Source organism: uncultured Salinisphaera sp. (assembly GCF_964012375.1).
Taxonomy (GTDB): domain Bacteria; phylum Pseudomonadota; class Gammaproteobacteria; order Nevskiales; family Salinisphaeraceae; genus Salinisphaera.
Window position 1 is genome coordinate 36538 of the sequence record NZ_CAXGSH010000007.1, and the last position, 22478, is coordinate 59015.

Consider the following 22478-nt stretch of genomic DNA (forward strand, 5'->3'; position numbering starts at 1 on the left):
ACGCTACCCGTACATTTGCCCACCGGATCGTCACGATATACCGCCCTGGTTTGCGCGGCCTATATTGCGCATCCATTTAGCGCCACGGAGCGCTGCGATGTGGCAACTCATCAGTGACAATGCCGCCGCACTGACCGTGATCGCTACGGCGGCCACCCTGATCGTATGGACGGTCTACGGCCAGATTCTGTCCGCGAACCAGAGCCGCCAGCAGAAGACACGGCTGTTCATCACCCAGGGCAACGGCAGCGGCCTGGATTCGACCTGCCTGTTGAGCAATATGGGCAAGGAGTTCGTTTTCCTGCGCGGCGTGTTCGTCGATCTTCATGAAAGCGACGGCGGTCACCACACCGCGCCGGTGGAAAAGGAATGGCAGGCACAGCCGCGAAGCTACAGCGCCGAGGACATCGGCCAGGGCCCGGTGGGGTCGAGCCAGCAACTGGTACTCGGGCCGTTTCGATGGCTGGTGGCCGAGGCGGCGCGCAAGGCCGGCCTGCTCCAAGCCGACGATGACGCCGAACTCTGGCAACGGCTCGAGTCGTTCTCGATTACGGCGGTGATCACCGCCGGGCCATACGAACAGATGATCGGCGCCGCCCACCGGTTCTTCGTGGATTCAGACAACGGCCAGATACGGCCCGACCCGAAGGGCACCCGCCTGCGCACATCGCGCCGCGATGTGCGCTTGCTGCGCCAGCGCTTACAGACCATGACCGAAAACCGCGGCGCAGAGCCCCCGACCTGACCACCGGCGATCCGCAACACGCCGCCGGCTGCATCCACGCCCGGCAACCACCACCCGGCAACATCCGACGCGACCATGTGGGAATGGATCAATAACAACGCCCAGGCCCTGTCCTTCTTTGCCAGCGTCGGCACGCTGGCGGTATGGCTTTTCTATGCGCATCTGCTTTATTCGGGCTTTCGGCGGCAACGCCAGGCGCGCATCCTGATCAACCAGGGCTGGGGCCAGCAGGTGGATTCGGTTTGCCTGATCAGCAACATGAGTCAGGAGCCGATCTATATCCACAGCATCACGATGACGATCCGTGCACGGCACAACACGCAGGAAAACGAATACACCGAGGCCATCACCGACTTCGACGAAGCCCAGCCGCGCGATAGCGAGAACCATCCGCGCGAAGTCACCCGCCAGGGGCCGCTGCGCGTAGGCGAGCAGATGAACCTGGGGACCTTTCGTTCGCTGCTGCGCCAGACCGCGAAACGGCACAAAGACTTGAGCGCCGACGAAAGCCAGCCGCTGCGCAGTCTGTCGGTGCGCAACTTCAAGGTCACCGTGATCGCAAGCTACGGCCCGGAAGGCGGCGTGATCGGCGCGCAACGCAAGTTCCTGGTGCGCGGCGACGACAACCAGCTGATGAGCCCGGTCGCCATCAGCACCAAGCGCATGACCCGACGCCGCGCGCGCCACAGGTTGCAGCACTGGCTGGAACAACAGCTCGACACCGCGCATGGCTGAGGCATCGCTTCAATCGCCGGTCAGCCCGTATTTTTCGAGCCGATAACGCAGCGCCCCCCGGCTCAGGCCCAGCCGACGGGCAGCGGCCGAGATGTTGTGGCGGGTTTCGGCCAGGGTGCGTTCGATGAGATGGCGTTCGCTATCGGCCAGCGTGGGCGTGGCCTCGTCCGGCCCGGTACCGAGCCCCGGCCCGTCCGCGTTCGCGGGCATCGGCAACTGCAGGTGCGCGACTTCCACCACGTGCTCGGCATGCACGAGCACGGCGCGCTCGATGACGTGGCGCAGTTCGCGCACGTTGCCCGGCCAGGCATATGCCCGTATCACCGCACGCGCGGGGGCGTCGATATCGGGCACCGGCCGGCCGTAGCGTTCGGCGGTCCGCGCAACGAAGTGTTCGGCCAGGGCCAGCACGTCGTCGCCGCGTTCGCGCAGCGGCGGCAGGTGCAACGTAAGCACGTTGAGCCGGTAGTAGAGATCCTGGCGAAAGTCGCCGGCGGCCATCATCGCGGCCAGATCGCGGTTGGTCGCGGCCACGAACCAGGCGCCGATGGCGCGCTCGGTATCGCCGCCGATCTCGCGCACGGTGCGTGCTTCAAGCGCGGTAAGCAGCTTGGCCTGTAGCGACAAGGGCAGCTCGCCAATTTCGTTGAGAAAGGCGGTGCCCTCGCCGGCAGCGGCAAGCAGGCCGCGCCGGGCGCGATGTGCGTTGGTGAAGGCCCCTTTTTCGTGGCCGAACAGCTCGGCTTCGACCAGATCCTGCGGCAGGGCGGCACAGTCCACCTGCACGAACGGGTGCGCGCCGCGCGCCGAGCGCGCATGCAACAGACGCGCGACACGATCCTTGCCGGTGCCGGTTTCGCCGGTGAGCAGCACGTTCGGCGGTGCCTCGCCGGTGCCCAGGGCCGCGATCCGATCGAGCTGGGCATACAGCTCGCGCATGGCTGCGCTGTTGCCGATCAGCGCCGTGTCCGGCGCGCTATCGGTCGGGGTGTCGCGGGCCGAGCGCGTGCCCGGGGTTTCGCGCGCCAGCGCATCGGCGACCACGCGATGCAGGGCGTCCAGATCGAGCGGCTTCTTGAGAAAGTCCACCGCGCCCAGGCGCATGGCGGCGATGGCATCGTCGAGCTCGCCGTAGGCGGTCATCACCAGCGCCGGTATGTCCGGAATTTCGCCGCGCAGCCAGTCGAGAAAATCCAGCCCGTAGCCGTCGGGCAGGCGCAGATCCAGCACCGCCAGATCGGGCGGCCGGCGACGCGCGGCCAGTTTGGCATTGGCGATGTTCTCGCACACCGCCACGGTATAGCCGTCGCGGCGCAGACGCCGGTCCAGCGCACGGGCCAGCGCGCCCTCGTCTTCCAACAACAGGATGTGGGGCGCGTTCATCAGGCTTTACTCGCAGGCAAATTCACACGCACGCGCGTGCCACCACCCGGCGCCGAGAGGTATTCCAGCATACCGCCATGGGCCTGGATGACCTTGTAGGCGAAGGGAATACCCAGACCGGTGCCACGGCGCTTGGTGGTGGGTAACGGCGCGCTCGAACGCAGGTCGGGCACTAGGGCCATGCCCGGGCCGGCATCCACGATATCCAGCTGTGCTGCGCCGTCGTCGGTGACCGCCGTGGCCACCACGATGCGCGACTGCGGCGGCGATGCTTCGAGCGCATTCGCCAGCAGGCCGTGCAGCGCCTGTTCCAGCAGCGGCGCGTCGGCGTTCACCGCGACCGGCGCACGCTCGCGCTCCAGCGCGATATCGGCAGCGGCCAGTCGACCGCCGAGAGCGGCAATCGCACCGTCGACGATGGTATCCAGCTGGCACGGCCTACGCTCGAGATCGAGCGGATGCAGATAGGACAGTAGCGCGCCGAGCCAGCGTTCCAGGCGGTCGGCCGCGTCCATGATGTCGGCGCCGGTTTCCTCGATCTCGTCGGCCGTGGCCTGGCGATCCAGCATCTGCGCGTTGGCACGAATACCGGCCAGCGGGTTGCGGATATTGTGGGCAATAACGGGTACGAGCGCGCCGAGCGCCGCTTCGCGCTCGCGCTCGACCAGCGCCTGGCGCTTGTGGTCGAGCTCGGCCGCCATGGCATTGAGCGTGTCGGCCAGATGCCGAACCTCGGCCACCCCCTGTGGACGCAGCCGATAATCCAGCCGCCCCTGGGCAATTTCGCCGGTGCCCGCCACCAGCCGTTCGAGCGGACGCAGGAATTCACGCACGAACCGGCGGTTGAGCCAGAGCGCGAGCGCAATACCGAACAGCAGCGGCAGCCAGGCCAGCCATGGGGCCATGCGGTTCCACAAGCCCATGCGCTCGGCCAGGGCATCGCGGCGCGCTGCGACCTGCTGCGTAAGACGGCTGTAAGCGCTTTCGAAATCGCCGGTCTGCCAGGTATCGAAGGCGGCCTGATTCGCGTCGCTGTCCGGGGTGGTCACCACCCGATTCATGGCGGCAAGAATGAGGCCGTAGGCGGCTTCCATACGGGCGATGCTGGCCTGTTCTGCCGGGGTATCTGCGACCTGGCGCATCCGGTAGAAATGCTCGTCGATGCGATACAGCCGTTGCCAGTAGTCGTCGCTCGGCCCCTCGCTTGCATAGGCGTCGACCGTCTTGATCTGACGATACAGGTCGCCGCGTACCGCCTGGGCTTCGATCAGCAGTTCGTTGGAGCGCAGCGAGCGCTGATAGCCCGCCTGCCAGAAGCTCGCCCATAGCGCGCCAAAACCCGCGGCCGCCATCAATACCAGCAGCAGCGCGAGTTGATAGCGCTGGATCAGGCGCTTGAGCGAATCGGCAGGACGCAGAATCATTCCGCGAGTCTAGCCGTCGCGGGCGTATCCCCGAAATGCCCGAGGCACCACGCCCTGCATGGCCGGCCTGGCGGCCAGTATTGGCCATCCCGAGTAGCCAATACTGGCCATTCTGGCCAACGATCGGCCACCGCCGACGCGCTGCGTTGGCGGTTGAAAAAGGCCTTGGTGCCCAACTGCTTGACGGACCAACCCACGCTTCGTGGCTGGCATGGTCGATGCATCGATCACGGTTGCCAGTTACCGATAAAACCAAGGAGATCGGAATGAAACAGTGGACGACCCCGAAGGCCCACGACCTGCGTCTGGGCTTTGAAATCACGATGTACGTGAACAACCGCTAAACCGGCTGTCACGTACGACAAAGGGGGCTTCGCGGCCCCCTTTCTCGTGCGCATCGAGTCAATTATGAGCGCCATCCAGCCCACGCTGCCCACCCGCCACGACGGCGAAACGCCGGCCCGGCCGCTCTGGCTGCTGGCCGAGCTGACCTATGCCTGCCCGCTGCAGTGTCCCTACTGCAGTAATCCGACCGAAATGGCGCAGATCGGGCATGAAATATCGACCGAGGACTGGAAGAAGGTGCTGCGCCAGGCGCGCCAGATGGGCGCGGCCCAGCTCGGGCTATCCGGCGGCGAACCGCTGGTACGCAAGGATCTCGAAGAAATCGTGGCCGAAGCACGGCAGCTCGGCTACTACAGCAATCTCATTACGTCGGGCATCGGCATGGACGACGCCCGTGTGGCACGCCTCGCCGAGGCCGGGCTGGATCATATCCAGATCAGCTTTCAGGCCAGCAACGCCGAGATGAACAACTTTCTCGGCGGCAGCGACAGCTTCGAGAAGAAGAAGGACATGGCCCGTGCGATCAAACGCCACGGCTACCCGATGGTGCTCAACATCGTGCTGCACCGAAAGAACATCGACGATATCGAAGAAATCATCGCCATGGCCGAAGCGCTCGACGCCGACTATGTAGAACTGGCCAACACCCAGTACTACGGCTGGGCCTGGCATAACCGCGACGCGCTCATGCCCACCCGCGAACAGCTCGCCCATGCCGAACGCGTGACGACTGCATACCGCGAGCGTGGCGGCGCGATGAAGCTGTATTTCGTCGTGCCGGACTACTACGAAGACCGGCCCAAGGCCTGCATGAGCGGCTGGGGCGATATCTTTCTCACCATCGCTCCGGACGGCGTGGCCCTGCCCTGCCATGCCGCGCGCCAGCTACCCGGCCTGGAATTCCCGAACGTGGTCGATCACGACATCGACTGGATCTGGGGCGAATCCCCCGCCTTCAATCATTTCCGCGGCTACGACTGGATGAAGGAACCCTGTCGCAGCTGCTCGGAAAAAACCAAGGACTTCGGCGGCTGCCGCTGCCAGGCCTATATGCTCACCGGCGACATGTACGCCACCGACCCGGTCTGTGCGAAATCACCCCAGCATCATCTCGTGACCGACGCCGTCGAGCGCGCGAACGCACAGCCTGTCGAAGCGCCCACCGCCCAGCCGATCGTGTTTCGCAATCCGAAGAATTCCAAGCGGCTGCACGGGTCACGGCTGGCACGCGAGGGGCCGTAAACTGCTAGGCGCGAATCAAACCGCTGCCGCCGAACGCGCCGAGTAGGGTTTTCCCGATCAGTCGATATCCAGATCATCGAAATGCCGCAATGGCTCCATGCGCTGATGAAGCACGCGGATAACGAATATGTCGTGCGCACGGGCACGATAGAAAATAACGTGGTGACGGTGATCGTGACGAAGAAGCCCCTCGGCGATATCGGGACACTCGCGCCCCATATCAGGCGTTTCAGCCAGCAGCCGCATGATCTGATCCAGATGCCGGGTATAGGCATCGGCCTGATCGACGCCGAAGTTCAGCAGGGTGTATTCGTAGATCGTTGCAAAGTCTTCAGCCGCAAGGGTCGACAGCCTATACATCGTGGCGATGCTTCACCCGGACGGCGATATCTCGTAGCGATTCGTCGCTCTCGCCGCTGCGTTCTCCGGCTTCTACAGCCGCCCGGAGTGCGGCGGTCGCCTGTTCCTGGCGTTCGAGCAACCGTAATGCGGAGCGTACGACTTCGCTGGTTGAGCCATAGCGGCCCGAGGCAACCAATTTGCCCACGAACTCGTCCATTTGAGAACCGATGGTGATACTGGTCGTCCTGCCCATGTAATGATACCGCTGTGTGATTTATTAACACAATATAGCAAAGCCGACCAATTCCGGAATGCTTGATTATCCGCTTGAAGAAAACCGGGAACTCGGTCAAACCCCGTCGTTCTATTCCACACAGGTAAGCGCGATAAACGTTGGTTTGTCGGCCCTACATCAACTGCCTCCGACACAGTCGCAAAATGGCGTCGAGACGGCAACGAACGTCGGGCTCACAACCCCCCGGGGGGGGGGGAAGTCCCAGGCGCGCAGCGTCGTCTTCGTAATAGCCAGACTGCGCTGCCCAAGCTATCGCACTCGGCTCAAGCCAATATGACCCAGCCGTGCGAGGCGGCAAGCTTCAAGAAATCATGCACATCCGCCGTAACCTCTGCCCCGTCGAACGCCGCCGAGAGATCGGTGCAGATCGCCTGCACGGACCGCTGGCCATCGCAGCGCTGCAGGATTTCGGCGGCGCTGTCGTTGAGGGTGATCATGCCTTCCGGGTAGAGCAGGACGTGGCAGCCCTGCGCCGGTTCGAACTGCAGGCGATGGCCACGGGTGATCTGTGGCACGGCGCTATCGGAAACGGGGGTGTCGGCGCTCATGTCTGCGGCTCCGGGCAGCTGTGATACGGCGGCCGGTCTTCGACATAGGCCATCCACATCGCATCGAGCATGCTCCACAGCACGTCGAGCTTGAACTGCAGAATCGATAGCGCGTGTTCCTGCTCGGCGCGGGTGGTGAAATGGTCGAGCGTGACCCGCAGGCCGTGTTCGACATCGCGCCGTGCTTCCGACAGGCGCTTGCGGAAATAGCTCAGCCCTGTGTCGTCGATCCAGGGATAGTGATCGGGCCAGCCGGTCAGGCGCTGCTGATGGATTTCCGGCGCGAACAGTTCGGTGAGCGATGAGCAGGCGGCTTCCTGCCAGGTCGCACGCCGGGCGAAGTTCACATAGGCATCGACGGCGAAACGCACGCCGGGCAGCAAGTCGGTGAGGTTGGCGACGCGGTCGCGATCCAGGCCGGTGGCTTCGGCCAGCATCAGCCAGGCTTCGATGCCGCCGGTTTCGCCCGGCGCGCCGTCGTGGTCGAGGATGCGCTGGACCCAGAGCTGGCGTGCGGCCGGGTCCGGACAGTTGGCGAGCACGTTGGCATCCTTGATGGGGATACAGACCTGATAGTAGTAGCGGTTGAGCACCCAGCCACGGATCTGATCCGGCGTGCAGCGGCCTTCGTGCATCATCCGGTGATAGGGATGATGGATGTGATAGCGCGCGCCCATCGCTCGCAGGCGGGCTTCGAATTCGTCACGCGACCAGGGCTTTTGTCCGTCGTTGGCAACGCTCATAGCTTTATTTCCATGCCGTCATAGGCGACTTCCACCCCGGCGTTTTCGACCGTGGCACGCTCGGGCGAATCCGGGTCGAGGATGGGATTGGTGTTGTTGATATGGATGAGCACCCGGCGCTTGTCGGGAAACTTCGCCAGCCAGGCCAGCATGCCGTTCTCGCCGGACTGCGGCAGATGGCCCATTGCCGCGGCGGGCTTCACGCCCACGCCCTGGTCGATCATCTCGGTTTCGGTGAAGAAGGTGCCGTCCACGAGCAGACAATCCGATTGCCGTGCGACGGCGGCGATGGTGTCGTCCGGCGCGCCGAGCCCCGGCGCATAGAACAGCGTGCCGCCGGTGGCGTCGTCGGTCACGATCAGGCCGATGTTGTCGCCGGGATGCGGGTCGCCCCGGTGCGGCGAATACGGCGGCGCGGCCGAGGACAGCTCGACCGCACGAAACGACAGCCCCGGCACGCCGTCGATTGCGAAGTGTTCGGCCGCGGTATCGATCTCGTGCCAGTCCACGCCGCAGTAGTGTGAGAGCACGTTGAACAGCGGCAGACCGGTAGTAAGATCTTCGTAGACGGGACGCGTCGACCAGACGGGCAGCGTGTCGCCCTCGCGCAGGATGGTCAGCCCGGTGGCGTGATCGATCTGGCTATCCATGAGCAGCACGGCGCCGATGCCGGTACCACGTGTTTCCGGCGCCGGGCGAAGTGCTTCGAAGTCGAGAATCTGCTGGCGCACATCGGGCGAGGCGTTGACCAGCAGCCAGTGCTTGGCGTCCGCGCTGACAGCAATCGACGACTGGGTGCGGGCCTGGGCACGGGTCGTGCCCTCGTGCAGCTTGCGATTGAGCCCGACATTGGTATTCCACTGCGGAAAGCCGCCGCCGGCGGCCGATCCGAGTACGCGTACATACATGATTTCATCCTGCGAAGACCGGTTCGGTCGCTCAATCAGGCAGGAGTCATGCCAGCTGCGTTCGGGGCTATACGGCTCTGCGCCAGACGCCGATCAGCGCTTCTGCGACGGCTCGATGCCGTGCTTCTTCATCTTGCGATAGAGGGTGTTGCGGCTTGTCTGCAGCTGCAGCGCTGCGCGGGTGACGTTCCAGCCGCTGGCTTCCAGTGTGCCGATCAGGGCATCGCGTTCGGCATTGGCCAACGGGTTGGCCGGCTCGGCTACATCCGCTTGCGCCGCGCGCGCCAGCACATCACCGCGTTGCGCGTGTTCGACCAGCTCATCCGGCAGGTCCGACAGGCGTACGAGCCCGTCTTCGCATAGCGCGAGCGCCGTACGCATGACGTTGCGCATCTGGCGGATATTGCCGGGCCAGTCGTAGTGCAGCAGTGCAGCCATCGCATCCTCGGCGAGGCGAATGGCGGTGCTGCCGTCGTCCTGCTCCCCGGCGATCACCGAACGCAGCAGGGCCTCGCGGTCGGCGCGCTGGCGTACCGACGCAAGCGTGAGCGTGATGCCGTCGAGCCGGTAGTAGAGATCGGCCCGGAAGTCGCCAGCGGCCACCCGTTCGCCCAGATCGGCATGGGTCGCACAGATCACGTTGAGGTCGAGCGCGATCGGCGTATCGCCGCCCAGCGGTACCACCTCGCGTTCTTCCAGCACGCGCAGCAGCCGTGTTTGCAGCGCCAGCGGCATATCGCCGATTTCGTCGAGAAACAGCGTGCCGCCGGACGACTGCAGCAGCTTGCCGCGCATGCCCTCGCGGCTCGCGCCGGTGAACGCGCCCGGCTTGTAGCCGAACAGTTCGGCCTCGATGAGCGTTTCCGGGATGGCGGCACAGTTCACGGCCACGAACGGTGCGCTCGCCCGCGTGCTTGCCTCGTGGATGGCCCGGGCGAACACCTCCTTGCCGGTGCCGGTTTCGCCGCACAGCATGATGGCAATACGTCGGTCGACCACGCGCCTGGCACAGCGCACGTTTTCGGCCATGACCGGATCGGCGCCGGCCAGCTCATCCAGGCCCGGCCGACGATGGGCGGCGCGCGCCGGTATGTACAGACCACGCGGCACGGCACGGCGGCGTGCCGACGCGTGCAAGCGTGCGAAATAACGACGCCCGCGTGCGCGCTCGTGCAGAGGCCAGACCGTGCGGGATTGGTTTTCGGCCGCTGCATCCAGTTCGGCGCCCGCGATATCGAATATCTGCTCGAGCGACTCGCCGATCAGCGCCTGGCGCCCGTCCGCGCCCAGCTGAAGGGCGGCATTGTCGTCGGCGGCCAGAATACGATCATCGTCGTCGATGGCGAGCAGGCCATCGTGGATCAGGCCCACGAACTCGGGCCGGCCATGAAAGCGCAGCACCCGCGAATCGCGGTGCGCGTTCAGGAACAGGTTTTTTTCGATCAGCCGGGCCGACATGCTCACCAGCGCCACGGTATGCATCTGGCCGGCGCGCGTGCCCTCGCACTGCACCGAGGAGGCATCGAGCACCGCCAGCAGCTCGCCGGCCGCGTTGCGGATGGGCGCGGCCGAACAACTCAGGCCGGTATGGCGTACGGCGAAATGATCAGCACAGTGGATGACCACCGGCCGCTGCTCGACGATGCAGGTGCCGATACCGTTGGTGCCCTGGCGCCACTCGCTCCAGTTGGCGCCGTCCCATAGCCCGGCGGCCCGGAAATTCTCGCGCAGGCTGGCGTCCACCCGGTTGTAGAGGATCACGCCGTGGGCGCCGGTAATCATCAGCGCATAGCCGGCGCCGGCGATCTGGGCGGCCAGGTTGTCCATTTCGTCGCGGGCGAGACAGACGACCTCGGCCAGCTCGTCGCGATGCGCGCTGAGCTGGCTGCGCGACACCACGTCCAGCTCGATACGCGCCGGGTCGAGCCCGTAATCGCGAATGCAGCGGTTCCAGGAACCCGCCACCAGATCGGCCGAGTCGCCGTGGACTGTCGCCGTCGAAGGATGCGCCGCCAGATCGACCATCGCTGCTCCTCGCACGAACCCGCGCGTTGCACGGGTCTTCGCATTTATGTCGCCCGCTTGTGACGCGGGTCTGTCTTGGTTCTAGCAGGTTCGAAAAGCGCAGACAAGCGGGTGTATCAGCCGTGGCGCAGGCTGCAACGCTGCTGTATCGAAAACGTGACAGCCGAGCCCTCACCGCGCGGCCGGCGGCTTGCGCAACCCGCTGATTTTCATGCGTCTGGCGTATGGCCTGAATCTTGCGGTTTGGATCTGCGGTTTCGCCGTACCTACGACGAATACGTAAAAACCGAGGCCCGCAACGCGATTGCCGGCGCGATAAAACCAATGGAGGAGAGAATCGATATGTGTGCAGTAGCTGCTTCCGAAGTATCGCTCGAACCGAGCGTCCAGCAATTCATCGACAGCCCGCGCAAGATGCTGATCGACGGCCAATGGGTGGCCTGTGAATCGGGCGAGACGTTCGACGTCTACAACCCGTCCAACGACCAGGTCATCGCCCAGGCCCAGTCGGCCACCAGGGTGGATGTCGACAAGGCCGTGAAGGCCGCGCGCCGTGCCTTCGACGATGGCCCGTGGACGAAGATGGCCCCCGCCGAACGCCAGCAGATCGTCTGGAAGATCGGCGATCTGATCATGGAATATCAGGAAGAGCTGGCCCAGCTCGAGTCGCTGGACAACGGCAAACCGATTTCCATCGCCCGGGCCGCCGACGTGCCGCTGGCCGCGGAGATGTTTCGCTACATGGCCGGCTGGGCGACCAAGCTCAACGGCGAAATGATCACCCCGAGCGTGCCCTATGCACCGGGTGCCGAATGGCATGCCTATACCCGGCGCGAACCGGTGGGCGTATGCGGCCAGATCATCCCCTGGAACTTCCCGCTGCTGATGGCGGCCTGGAAGCTGGCGCCGGCGCTGGCCACCGGCAATACCATCGTCATGAAGCTTGCCGAGGAAACGCCGCTGTCCGGACTCAAGCTCGCCGAGATCATGCAGGAAGCCGGCGTGCCGGATGGCGTGGTCAATATCATCACCGGCTTCGGCGAAGAGGCCGGCGCGCCGATCGCGGCGCACCCCATGGTCGACAAGATCGCCTTTACCGGCTCGACCGAAGTGGGCCGGCTGATCGTCGATGCCGCCAAGGGCAACCTCAAGAAAGTGTCGCTGGAGCTGGGCGGCAAATCGCCGAATATCGTGCTCGACGATGCCGACCTGGACAAAGCCATTCCGGGCGCGGCCAACGCGATCTTCTTCAACCATGGCCAGTGCTGCGCCGCCGGTTCGCGGCTGTTCGTGCATGAAAAAGTGTACGACCAGGTGGTGGAAGGCGTGGCCGAGTTCGCGCGCAACATCAAGCTCGGCCCGGGGCTGGATCCGGAAACGCAGATGGGACCGCTGGTATCGCGTACCCAGTTCGACCGGGTGACCGGCTATCTCGAATCCGGCAAGAGCCAGGGCGCGAGAGCGGCCGCCGGCGGTGAACGCGGCGAAGGCGACGGCTATTTCGTGAAGCCGACCGTGCTTACCGATGTCTCCGACGACATGAAGGTGGTGCAGGAAGAGATCTTCGGGCCGGTGGTCACGGCGACGAAGTTCTCCGATTTCGACCGCGATCTGGTCAACCGGGCCAACGACACAGTGTTCGGCCTGGCCTCGGGCGTATGGACGCAGGATATCGGCCGCGCGCACAAGCTGGCCGCCAAGCTGCGGGCCGGCACGGTGTGGGTGAACTGCTACAACATCTTCGACGCGGCGCTGCCGTTCGGCGGTTACAAGCAGTCCGGCTGGGGCCGCGAAATGGGCGCCCAGGTGCTCAACAACTACACCGAAACCAAGACCGTGACGGTGTCGTTGTAGCCCGGCACACGGCCGTCGCGCCCCCTCGGCGGCCGTGTACCCGAAGCCGGCTGCGCCCCCTTGCAGCCGGCTTTCTCTTTACTGATCCTTGTATGCGGCTTCGCTGCTGCGCTCAAGCAGGCAGTGGGCCCGCCAATGCACGCGACACGGCTAAAGGCAGCGCGCAGGCGCCGCACGATGTCCATGCAGTTGCGTAATCGACCGTGTAATGGCTTCGTTCCTCGAGAGGAACCGCCGATTTCTCGGATTACGCGGATTTTCTGATAGTCCCTTCGTGCCTGGATGTCTCGGCAGCAGCGTGCGTGCTCAAGGCTTCACGCCGGTGCCGAGCTTCGTGGATAATCAAGTTTTCTTTTGCCGTCGCCGGGTTGGCGCGCCCGGGCCGCTGTTCGATTACGCTATCGTAGGGCCTAACGCGTACTCGAATGCGTCAGGAGTTTGCCATGCCCAAGCAGCCGATCCGGGTTCTGCTCGTCGACGATCATGCCGTCGTGCGCGCCGGCTATGCGCGCCTGCTCAAGCTGGCCGGCGATATCGAAGTCGCCGGCGAGGCCGATAGCGGCGAACGCGCCTATGCCCTGTGCCGCGAGCACAACTTCGACGTGATCGTCATGGACCTGTCGTTGCCGGGCATGAGCGGCATCGAAACCACGCGACGTATCTGCAGCCGTCACCCGGGTACACGGGTGCTGGTGTTTTCGGTACACGAAGAAGCCATTTTCGTGCGCCGTGCGCTGGCCGCGGGGGCGACCGGCTATATCGGCAAACGGGCGGTGGCCGACGTATTGATCGAGGGCGTGCGTCAGGTGGCCTGCGGGCGCGAATATCTGGACCCGGGCCTGGCTGACGATATCGTCGCCTCGGCACAGGACAGCACGTCGCCGCTGGCCTGTCTGTCTTCGCGCGAGTTCGAGATTTTCCGCCTGCTGGCCTCGGGCTCGAGCGTGAACGATATCGCCGAGGAGCTGTTCGTCAGCCCCAAGACCGTCGCCAATCATGCATCGCGTCTACGCGCGAAGCTGGGCGTGGGCGGCACCGCCGAGCTGACCCGACTGGCGATTCGTACCGGTGTCGTCGGGCTCTAGGGCGTGTCGGCAATCCCCCGCGCCGCGACAGGCCAGCCGGCGACTGCGCCTGCGGCAACGGCTGATGATTGCCGTGACCCTGCTGCTGGCCGTCATTCTGGGCGCGGCGACCTGGCTGGTCATCCATAACGCCCAGCGCGCGGTGACCGAAGAGATGCAGGCCAGCATCGCCCTGGCCGGCGACCTGGTCGACAACACGATCCGCCGGGACGACGATGCCCTTGCCGCCGCCCGGCAGCTGTCGGATATAGGCCACCTGCGCCATCTATGCCTGTCGTTGATCGAGCGTGGCGAGGCGTCGCCCAGGGGTTGCACCAACCCCGAGTCGGCCGGCGCACCGGCCTGGTTTGCCGCCCTGACCCGGCCCGAGTCCCTGCCCGAACGCCGGCTCGCGGTCGCACCCGACTACAGCATGGTGATCCTCGCCGACCCCGACGACGAAATCGCGGAAGCCTGGCAGGACACCCGCGGATTGCTCGCCCTTCTGATCGTGTTCTATCTGGCGACCATCGTGGTGGTCTATCGTCTGTTCGGGCGCGCCCTTGTACCGGTACGGCGTATCGACGCCGCGCTCGCGCGTATCGAGCACGGCGACTACGGTATTCGCCTGCCCCGTTTCTCGCTGCCGGAGTTCGACGGTATCGCGGCCCAGTTCAATCACATGGCCGCCACGCTCGACGCCGCCCAGCGCGAAAACCGGCGCCTGCGCGAACATTCGCTGCGTATTCAGGAAGACGAACGCCACAACATCGCGCGCGAACTGCACGACGAACTCGGCCAGAGCCTGACCGCAATCCGGGCCGACGCCGCCGGCATTCTCTCGCGCGGCAAAAAGCTGCCGCCCGGCGTCGCCGAATCCGCCGAAGCCATTGCCGCGGTTGCCGGGCAGATCTACGACCAGACCCGATTGATGATGCAGCGCCTGCGTCCGCCGGGTCTCGACGAGCTCGGCCTCGACGCGGCCCTGGAAAACCACGTCGCCGGCCGTCAGCGCAGCCATCGCGATGTGTCGTTCGTCTACTCGGGCAACGACCGCCTGGCGGATATCCCCACCCCGATCGCGATCCACGTCTTCCGCCTGGTTCAGGAAGCGCTCACCAACGCCCTGCGGCACGGCCGGCCTGCCCATATCGATATCTCGGTGACCCTGGGAACCGATCGCTTGCAGGTCGATGTGCGTGACGACGGGCGCGGTTTCGATACCGACGCCTACCGCCCCGGCCTCGGGCTGTCCGGAATGGCCGAACGTATCGACCTGCTTGGCGGACATCTGCAGGTCGACAGTCGACGTCGCCACGGCACCCGCATTCAGGCCGATATTCCGCTCGCCTAGACGGCCTCGGCAAAAGGTCGCATACCGCCGAAATCGGGAAGAATCCCCATTGAGCAGCGCAATCCGCACGGCCGAGACTCGATAGCACTACATAATAAAAACGGTGCGGGGAGCGATGAACTATCGCAGGGGACTAGGCCTTACGGTGGGCGCGGTATGCGTCATGGGCACACAGAACGCGACCGCCCAGCCACTCGAACTGGGCGGCATCGACATCATCGGCGCGACGCCGTTTGCCGGCAGCGAGGTGGATGCCGATCGCTATCCGGCCAACGTGCAACACGCCGAAAGCCAGGACATCGAGCGGGCCGAAACGCTTAATCTCAACCAGTACATGCAGCAGGAACTGGGCAGCGTCCACGTCAACGACGCCACCAACAACCCGTTCCAGCCGGATCTGAATTACCGCGGCTATACCGCCTCGCCGCTGCTCGGACTGCCGCAGGGCCTGTCGATCTATCAGGACGGCGTGCGCATCAACGAACCCTTCGGCGACACGGTGAACTGGGACCTGATACCACAGGTGGCGATCGAATCCATCGATCTCATCCCCGGCTCCAATCCGCTGTTCGGGCAAAACACGCTGGGCGGCGCGTTGTCGCTCAAGACCAAGACCGGCTTTACCTACCAGGGCGCCGAGGCCGAGCTGTTCGGCGGCGACTTCGGGCGCTTCGGCGGCCATGTGCAGGCCGGTGGCAACAACGGTACCGATGCCTGGTATTTCGCCGCCCAGGGCATGTCGGAAGACGGCTGGCGCGATTTCTCCGACTCCGACGTGGCCCAGCTGTTCACCCAGTTCTCCACGATTACCGACAACGGCACGCTGGACTTTTCGATCACCGCGGCCGACAACAGCCTGCGCGGCAACGGCGCCATCCCGGCCGAACTCGCCGACGCCGAAGGTCGCGACGCGGTGTTCACCTACCCCGATGAAACCAGCCCGGAAATGGTGATGTTCAACCTGCGCGGCACGCGCGATTACAGCGAGGATTTCACCCTGGCCTGGGGGGCCTATTACCGCCGCAACGAAATCAACACGTTCAACGGCGACGGCTCCGAGTTCGAGGACTGCGAAGACGCCGGCAATGCCGGCCTGCTCTGTGAAGAAGCCGAAGACGGCGGCGACGAGGAAATCGTCTTCGATGCCGACGGCAATCCGCTGGTCGCCAGCGATAGCGTGATCGGCGGCACCGAAAACACGTCGCAGACCAAGGAAAACGGCTTTGGCCTGAATCTGCAGGGTCGCCAGAACGGCGTGCTCGGCGGCGAGCTGATCGTGGGCACCAGCCTCGACTATGCCAGCAGCGACTTCTCCCAGCAGACGGAGCTGGCTAGCCTCACCGACGAACGCGGCACCGTAGGCAGCGGCATCGTATCCGGCGAATCGCTGACCGGCGTGTCGGCGCACAACAGCACCGCCAGCCTGTTCTTCATGCAGCGGGTGCCGATTACCGAAACGCTCGAAGGCACGCTGGCCGGACGTTACAACCGCACCTCGATCTCGCTGCACGACACCTCTCCGGACGTGGAATTCGCCGGCGGCGACGATGACGACGACACCAGCCTGTCCGGCGATCACGAATTCAAGCGTCTGAACCTGGCCGGCGGTTTGACGTGGCAGGTCAACGACAGCCTCACCACCTTCGGCAGCGTGTCGCAGTCGTCGCGTGCGCCCACGCCGGTCGAACTGACCTGCGCCAACCCGGATGCGCCGTGTCGCCTGCCCAACGGCTTCGTGGACGATCCGCCGCTCGAGCAGGTGGTGACCACCACCTACGAACTGGGGCTGCGCGGCGGCAACGACGACCTGCGCTGGCATGCGGCCGTGTTCCGCTCGGACAATCAGGACGACATCCTCTTCATCGCCGCCCAATCCCGTTTCGAAGGCTATTTCGACAACGTCGGCGAAACCCGGCGTCAGGGCGTCGAGCTGGGCCTGGACTGGGCCTTCGCAGAGCGCTGGCGGCTGTCGGCGAACTACACCTATCTCAACGCCGAGTTCCGCGATTCATTCGTCACCAATTCGCCCAACCATCCGCTGGCCGATGAAAACGCAGCGCCCGGCGAAGACCCGACCCAGCAGGTCAACTCGGGCGATCGCATCCCGCTGATTCCGGAACATCTGTTCAATGTCGGCATCGACTGGGCGCCGACGAACCGGCTGCGGCTGGGCATGGACGTGGTCGGCAACGGCGACCAGATCTATCGCGGCGACGAATCCAACACCGACGATGAAAAGATCGACGGCTATGCCATCGTCAACGCCAATGCCGCGTTCAGGATCACGGACCGCATCACGACGTTCATCCGGGTGAACAACCTGCTTGATTCCGACTACGAAACCTTCGGCCTCTACGGCGAAGCCGACGAAGTGCTCGAAGGCGATCGCTACGACGACGCCACCCGCTTCATCGGCCCCGGCGCGCCGCGCGGTATCTGGGGCGGAGTCCGGGTGGAACTATAGGCTCTTTTTCGATCTCCTCCGGCAGGCGCCGGCCCGCAGGGCGTTGTTCCGTAACGCGGGTCGGCCGCCTGTTCTTAATTGCCTCGACGACGCACCGCGACGAGATGACGCATTCTCTGTCTCTCGCCGGCCCGCACGGCACGTTTCGCTCAAGAAAACAGGCGCCTGCGCAACAGATATCGTCGGCAGCGAAAAAAACCAAGATATTTGACCTGAAACACTTCATCCGGCGCTCTGCGCGCCGATACTCGGGCGTGCCGTAAAAACCCTGCGCGAGAGATCAAGCAATGAACATGACAGACGCCCGGTCGCTGCTACAGAAACGACTGGTCAATATCCGTGAATACGACAGCGTGCTCGTGCTCAACGGCGTCATCTGCCTGGGCCTGAGCGTCGCCATGCTGCACGGCGAGCCGGCCAGCGGACTCATCTTCGGCGCGATCGCCGTGCTGTCGTTCATGGCGCGTCATCGCCTGCGCCGCTTCGGCCGACTGCTGGCCGCCGATCTGGCGGGCCTGGGCACGGCAGACGCCGCGCAAGCCTCGGATCCGGCCGCTTCCGATCGGGTCCGTATGAGCGTCTGGCGGATCGTGTTCGCCGGCTGAGCCTACGGGGCGAACGACCTCATCCAGGGCCCGTGCGCCCCTTGTCCTTGCGGCGTACGTAAAGCTGTTTGCGGGCACGCGCCACGAGCGTGCCGTCGGCTGTTCTGATCTCGTTTTCGAACCACCGCAGGTGTTTGCCACCGTCGGCGGTGGCGGCAACGATTTCATCGCGTGCCGTATCGTCGAAATCGAATACGGCATGGACGGTCTCGCGGCCCGGCGACACGAACTCGATCGCACCGGCTGCGTCCCATACGTAATAGCCCTTGCCGAGACGTTCGGCTGCCAGGATCGCCCAGAATGGATCGCACATCTTGAACAGGTGCCCGCCGAACTGGGTGCCGAAATAGTTGGCGTTCCAACGATGCAGCTTGAGCTGCACCTCGGCATGGCGCCAGTCGCCGGAAATGCGATTGACGCGAATACCGCTGAATAGAAACGGCGGCCAGATATTCATTGCTCGCCGCAGCGTGCCGGGTTTCATGACGCCTCCCTTGTGAACCGTTGCCTGGTGACCGCGCAACACACCGCAATACGACTGCCCGACGTGCTAACCCGACTTCGGCCGCGAGAGCCACATCGTGATCTCGGCGTGCAGAACGACCTGGCTGGCGCTGTCGCGCACGTCGACGACCACCGGATAGTCGGCATTGGCCGTCAGCGGCGCGTCGGCATCGCGCGGGCGGGCATGGGCAATGAGGTCGGTCTTTGCGATCGCCCGGTATTCGACCGTCATGCCCTTGGGAATCCAGCGATAGTCGGGCATCACGGTCGCGTCGGTCATCAAGCCGCCGGCCAGTTCGGCGAGATTGCACATCGCGATGGCGTGCACCGAGCCGATATGATTGGTCACCGCCCGGCGTTTATCCATGCCGACCTCGCAGCTGCCCGGTGCGAGCACCCGAACCGCCGGCCGAATCGTGGAGAAATAAGGGGCCTGCCAACCCACGGCGCGGCTGAATAGCCAGCGACCGCCGGGCCGGCGTTCCAGCCGACGCCACATCTTGAGGATTTTGGATGCCTTGGACATGGCCTGTTGCACCTTCGAATAAGCGCTGCGCACCGTGCAACAGCTAGAAATTAATTCTAGAATATTATTCTAATATGACTGAAGCAACCACGACGGCGAACACCGACGCGCCCGCATCGCGCTCCAGCCGCGACAAGCTGCTGGCCAGCGCGCTTGCCTGTTTCGACGAGCACGGCCTGACCGGCATGACCATCGAGCAAATACGTCGCCAGGCGAACAGCAGCATTGGCTCGCTGTACCACCATTTCGGTAATCGAGAAGGCTTGATCGCCGCGCTTTTTCTGCAGCTGCTGGACGATCAACTGGCCTGGTCCCGCACCGCAATCGATGCAGCGACCACGCCGTATGAAACCCTGCACGCGCTGATTCACGGCTATCTCGACTGGGTGACCCATCACCCGGTCGAGGCGCGCTTCATGTATGCCGCGCGCAGCGAGGTGGCGCGCGGCGAGAACGCGGCGGCGCTCAAGGAAAAGAACCGGCAACGTATCGGATTGCTGCTGGCGGTACTCAAGGCCGGCATAAAGTCCGGCAGCATTCGATCGCTGCCGCCGGAGACGTTTGCATCGCTACTTGTCGGCCCGAGCGAGAACTATTGCCGCGCCTGGCTGGCGGATCGCGTACAGGGCAAGCCGGTTGCCCATGCCGATGTCTTCGTCGACGCGGCGTGGCGCGCAATCAGCGCCACGCCGTGCGAATGAGCCAGGCGCCGTCGCCTAATCCGCGATCTGCCCATCGGCGTTGGGCATCGCCCGCCGGGCGGTTTCCTGCGCGGCCAGTTCCATGCGCATGCTCTTCACCACGGCAACACACATCAGGATCATCACCACCGAAAACGGCAGCCCGCCGACCAGCGAGGCCGTCTGTAGCGCCACAAGGCCGCCGGCGAGCGCCAGCGAAATACTCACCAGCCCCTGCACGATCACCCAGAACGCGCGGGTGAGCACCGGCGGATGTTCCAGCCCGCCTGTCGACAGTACCGACACCACGAACGCGCCGGAATCGGCCGAGGTAATGAAGAAGGTCACGATCAGCACGATGGCCAGCAGCGAGCTGAAGAACGACAACGGCAGATCGCTGAGATACTCGAATATCACCAGCTGGGCCGGCAGATCACCCAGCCCGCCTGCGCCCATCATCTCGCGATGCAGGGCGGCCCAGCCCATGACGCCGAACCACACGAAAATGCCGATCGTGGGGATGATCAGCACGCCGAGCGTGAACTCGCGCACCGTGCGCCCGCGCGAGATGCGCGCCAGGAACGTGCCGACGAACGGGCCCCAGGCAATCCACCAGGCCATGAAAAAGACCGTCCAGTAGGACTGCCACTGATCGCTGCCGGTGGCGAAATCGGTTTCGAAGCTGGACTGGAGGATATTCTGGAAGTAGTAGCCGAACGACGAGGTCAGGGCCTTGAGGATGAACACCGTCGGGCCGGCAAAGAACACGAGCAGAAGCAGGATCAACGCCAGCGCGATATTGAGGTTGGATAGCCACTTGATACCGCGCGACAAGCCGGACAGCACCGATACCCCGGCAGCCAGGCTGATCAGGGCGATGATGGTGACCCGCAGATCGAGCGAGGCATCGAACAGGTTGAGATAGTCCAGGCCGGCGTTGATCTGAATGACCCCGAGCCCGAGCGATGTCGCCAACCCGAACACGGTGCTCACGATGGCGACGATATCGATAAGGTCGCCCACCCAGCCGTGAACCCAGCGACCGAACAGCGGCTCCAGCCCCCAGCGGATGGCGAGCGGGCGCCCGCGGCGATGGGTGGCAAAACCCAGCGCCAGGCCCACGATGATATAGATGGCGAAAGGCGCCGCGCCCCATTCCATCCAGGCCAGATGCACGGCATAGCGCGCGGCCTCGACCGTCTCGGAGGTCAGCTGACGCGGCGCGTTGTGGTAATGCGCCACCGGTTCCGCCGTGCCATAGAAGATGACGCCGATACCGATACCGGCCGAGAAGAGCATCGTGTACCACGACAGCCGCGAGAACGCCGGCCGCGAATCATCCGGCCCCAGCCGGAGTTTGCCGAACGAACTGCAACCCACCCAGAAACTGAATCCGATGAAGCCGGCACATACGAAAATGTAGTACCAGCCAAAGTAATGCACCATCCAGCTCAGAATCGAGTCGAAGGCATTCTTTGTCGCTTCGGGCGCCAGCACGGTCACGCCGATCAATAGGGCCATAAGCAGGATGACCGGATAAAAAACCCGGCCCACCAGCTGCATAGGACCGTGCCGCGACACCGATTTGTGCGCGGCGGTATACGTCGAGTCGTTCAATGCGAATCCATTGTAGGAACGGCGGCTGCAGACAGCCGGCGCGGATCTCGAGCCGAGCAAAATTTCAAGACAAACAATGCCTGATCAAGCGCTTAGCTGGCCCGGATCACTGTGACTAAAGATGTTATTGGAATTTTCCCCGCGTCTTGTCGCAAACGGCGACAACGCGTGGACCGGCCCTGTTATTCCCCCATCGGGCCTACGCACAATAAACCATTGTCTGGCAGATCGCTCGTTGGCGACTGCATACCCGAGTGCCATGGTTGGATCGGCAACGCCCGCCACCGGCGCGTATGTGCGGTGCGCGACCGGACTGCCGACTCGCCTGGACAGCAATGGCGGCGCGTTCCTGAATTTGACGCGCCGCCGCAGCAAACGCACGACGCGCGCCTGGCAGCCCCCTCGACCACTGGTTCGTGGCCCGGCCCTATCCCTTCCGGCGTACCAGCCCCCGCTGCGGATCGTAGCCCCAGACGGCGAGTGCGAAGAACACGACCAGCGTAGCTGCCACGACCGCGAGCGCTAGGACGTTGATCTGACCGTATAAGGCGAAACGCACCAGCTCGACGCCATGGGTAAAGGGGTTGATACGCGACAGCTGATAGATGACGGTCGCCCCCGATTCCTGCAGCCGCCAGAGCGGATATAGCGCCGGCGACAGGAAGAACATGGGAAAGATCACGAAGTTCATGGTGCCGGCAAAGTTCTCCAGCTGCTTGATATACACCGACAGCAGCAGACCCAGCGCCCCGAGCATGAGCCCGGTGAGTATCAGTGCCGGCAAGACAGTGAGCAGGCCCGGCCACCAGGGCAGATCGACACCGAACAAGGCACACACCACGAGAAACGCGTAGGCCTGCAGCACGGACAGAAACGTCCCCGCCAGCAGCTTGCAGGCCAACAGCACCGAGCGTGGCAGGGGCGCGGTGAGCAGCAGGCGCATGAGCCCCATCTCGCGGTCGTAGACCATGGCCAGCGACGACTGCATGCCGTTGAACAGCAGCACCATGCCGAGCAGGCCCGGCACCACGTAGACCTGATACTCGATATAGCTGTCGTAGGGCGGCAGCACGGA

General features: G+C 64.3%; 22 protein-coding genes. 10 read left to right on the forward strand and 12 right to left on the reverse strand.

The genetic code is table 11. The features are described from left to right. The first annotated feature begins 97 nt into the window (after positions 1–97). Together ABNU97_RS02510 and ABNU97_RS02515 are read left to right on the forward strand one after the other, a co-directional pair. Positions 98–745, forward strand: coding sequence for a hypothetical protein (locus tag ABNU97_RS02510; protein ID WP_348765176.1), 648 nt, complete (start codon positions 98–100; stop codon positions 743–745). A 75-nt stretch (positions 746–820) separates the two neighbouring features. Continuing rightward, on the forward strand, positions 821–1480 hold the full coding sequence (locus ABNU97_RS02515) for a hypothetical protein (RefSeq protein WP_348765177.1): 660 nt from the start codon (positions 821–823) through the stop codon (positions 1478–1480). Between the two features lie 9 nt (positions 1481–1489). Here the strand turns inward: ABNU97_RS02515 and ABNU97_RS02520 are convergent, their stop codons facing one another. Next, positions 1490–2863: a sigma-54 dependent transcriptional regulator gene (locus ABNU97_RS02520; RefSeq protein ID WP_348765178.1), complete on the reverse strand. Its 1374-nt coding sequence runs from the start codon at positions 2861–2863 to the stop codon at positions 1490–1492. Further along, complete coding sequence (locus tag ABNU97_RS02525; RefSeq protein WP_348765179.1) at positions 2863–4287, reverse strand: ATP-binding protein; 1425 nt, start codon at positions 4285–4287, stop codon at positions 2863–2865. Before ABNU97_RS02525 ends, ABNU97_RS02520 begins: the two co-directional genes overlap by 1 nt. Before the next feature lie 266 nt (positions 4288–4553). Here ABNU97_RS02525 and pqqA point away from each other — a divergent pair, with 266 nt between their 5' ends. Together pqqA and pqqE are read left to right on the forward strand one after the other, a co-directional pair. Then, the gene (pqqA, locus tag ABNU97_RS02530; RefSeq protein ID WP_209059483.1) at positions 4554–4631 is read left to right on the forward strand and encodes a pyrroloquinoline quinone precursor peptide PqqA; all 78 of its coding nucleotides are present in this window, start codon (positions 4554–4556) and stop codon (positions 4629–4631) included. A gap of 64 nt (positions 4632–4695) precedes the next feature. Then, complete coding sequence (gene pqqE, locus ABNU97_RS02535) at positions 4696–5874, forward strand: pyrroloquinoline quinone biosynthesis protein PqqE (RefSeq protein WP_348765180.1); 1179 nt, start codon at positions 4696–4698, stop codon at positions 5872–5874. Positions 5875–5931: 57 nt separating this feature from the next. Here pqqE and ABNU97_RS02540 read toward each other — a convergent pair whose 3' ends face one another. The 6 genes from ABNU97_RS02540 to ABNU97_RS02565 form a co-directional block, all read right to left on the reverse strand. Beyond that, positions 5932–6234, reverse strand: a complete 303-nt coding sequence (locus ABNU97_RS02540) for a type II toxin-antitoxin system RelE/ParE family toxin (RefSeq protein ID WP_348765181.1) — start codon at positions 6232–6234, stop codon at positions 5932–5934. Then, positions 6227–6469, reverse strand: a complete 243-nt coding sequence (locus ABNU97_RS02545) for a type II toxin-antitoxin system ParD family antitoxin (protein ID WP_348765182.1) — start codon at positions 6467–6469, stop codon at positions 6227–6229. The genes ABNU97_RS02540 and ABNU97_RS02545 overlap by 8 nt, the downstream gene beginning before the upstream one ends. A gap of 305 nt (positions 6470–6774) precedes the next feature. Beyond that, complete coding sequence (gene pqqD / locus ABNU97_RS02550; RefSeq protein WP_348765183.1) at positions 6775–7059, reverse strand: pyrroloquinoline quinone biosynthesis peptide chaperone PqqD; 285 nt, start codon at positions 7057–7059, stop codon at positions 6775–6777. Then, positions 7056–7802: a pyrroloquinoline-quinone synthase PqqC gene (gene pqqC, locus ABNU97_RS02555; protein ID WP_348765184.1), complete on the reverse strand. Its 747-nt coding sequence runs from the start codon at positions 7800–7802 to the stop codon at positions 7056–7058. The genes pqqD and pqqC overlap by 4 nt, the downstream gene beginning before the upstream one ends. Then, the gene (gene pqqB / locus ABNU97_RS02560) at positions 7799–8710 is read right to left on the reverse strand and encodes a pyrroloquinoline quinone biosynthesis protein PqqB (RefSeq protein WP_348765185.1); all 912 of its coding nucleotides are present in this window, start codon (positions 8708–8710) and stop codon (positions 7799–7801) included. Before pqqB ends, pqqC begins: the two co-directional genes overlap by 4 nt. A gap of 93 nt (positions 8711–8803) precedes the next feature. Continuing rightward, a complete protein-coding gene (locus ABNU97_RS02565; RefSeq protein ID WP_348765186.1) occupies positions 8804–10735 on the reverse strand; it encodes a sigma-54-dependent Fis family transcriptional regulator in 1932 nt (643 codons plus the stop codon). A gap of 342 nt (positions 10736–11077) precedes the next feature. On the opposite strand from ABNU97_RS02565, the gene ABNU97_RS02570 reads away from it, so the two are divergent. The 5 genes from ABNU97_RS02570 (at position 11078) to ABNU97_RS02590 (ending at position 18076) form a co-directional block, all read left to right on the forward strand. Continuing rightward, entirely contained in the window at positions 11078–12589 is a 1512-nt protein-coding gene (locus ABNU97_RS02570; RefSeq protein WP_348765187.1) for an aldehyde dehydrogenase family protein, read from the forward strand. Between the two features lie 443 nt (positions 12590–13032). After that, positions 13033–13674, forward strand: a complete 642-nt coding sequence (locus tag ABNU97_RS02575) for a response regulator transcription factor (protein WP_348765188.1) — start codon at positions 13033–13035, stop codon at positions 13672–13674. Positions 13675–13738: 64 nt separating this feature from the next. Further along, on the forward strand, positions 13739–15007 hold the full coding sequence (locus ABNU97_RS02580; protein ID WP_348765189.1) for a sensor histidine kinase: 1269 nt from the start codon (positions 13739–13741) through the stop codon (positions 15005–15007). Between the two features lie 163 nt (positions 15008–15170). Continuing rightward, on the forward strand, positions 15171–17471 hold the full coding sequence (locus ABNU97_RS02585) for a TonB-dependent receptor (protein WP_348765190.1): 2301 nt from the start codon (positions 15171–15173) through the stop codon (positions 17469–17471). A 287-nt stretch (positions 17472–17758) separates the two neighbouring features. Next, complete coding sequence (locus tag ABNU97_RS02590; RefSeq protein WP_348765191.1) at positions 17759–18076, forward strand: hypothetical protein; 318 nt, start codon at positions 17759–17761, stop codon at positions 18074–18076. A 19-nt stretch (positions 18077–18095) separates the two neighbouring features. Here the strand turns inward: ABNU97_RS02590 and ABNU97_RS02595 are convergent, their stop codons facing one another. Together ABNU97_RS02595 and ABNU97_RS02600 are read right to left on the reverse strand one after the other, a co-directional pair. Then, positions 18096–18560, reverse strand: coding sequence for a DUF4442 domain-containing protein (locus ABNU97_RS02595; RefSeq protein ID WP_348765192.1), 465 nt, complete (start codon positions 18558–18560; stop codon positions 18096–18098). Between the two features lie 66 nt (positions 18561–18626). Further along, the gene (locus ABNU97_RS02600) at positions 18627–19106 is read right to left on the reverse strand and encodes a hotdog fold domain-containing protein (protein ID WP_348765193.1); all 480 of its coding nucleotides are present in this window, start codon (positions 19104–19106) and stop codon (positions 18627–18629) included. Positions 19107–19180: 74 nt separating this feature from the next. Between ABNU97_RS02600 and ABNU97_RS02605 the strand changes: the two genes are divergently transcribed. After that, the gene (locus ABNU97_RS02605) at positions 19181–19807 is read left to right on the forward strand and encodes a TetR/AcrR family transcriptional regulator (protein WP_348765194.1); all 627 of its coding nucleotides are present in this window, start codon (positions 19181–19183) and stop codon (positions 19805–19807) included. A 15-nt stretch (positions 19808–19822) separates the two neighbouring features. Here ABNU97_RS02605 and ABNU97_RS02610 read toward each other — a convergent pair whose 3' ends face one another. Both ABNU97_RS02610 and ABNU97_RS02615 read right to left on the reverse strand, forming a co-directional pair. Beyond that, positions 19823–21403 (reverse strand): BCCT family transporter, encoded by a 1581-nt coding sequence (locus ABNU97_RS02610; RefSeq protein ID WP_348765195.1) that lies wholly within the window; start codon positions 21401–21403, stop codon positions 19823–19825. Positions 21404–21830: 427 nt separating this feature from the next. After that, the coding region (locus ABNU97_RS02615) for an ABC transporter permease (RefSeq protein WP_348765196.1) at positions 21831–22478 on the reverse strand (648 nt) is incomplete at its 5' end.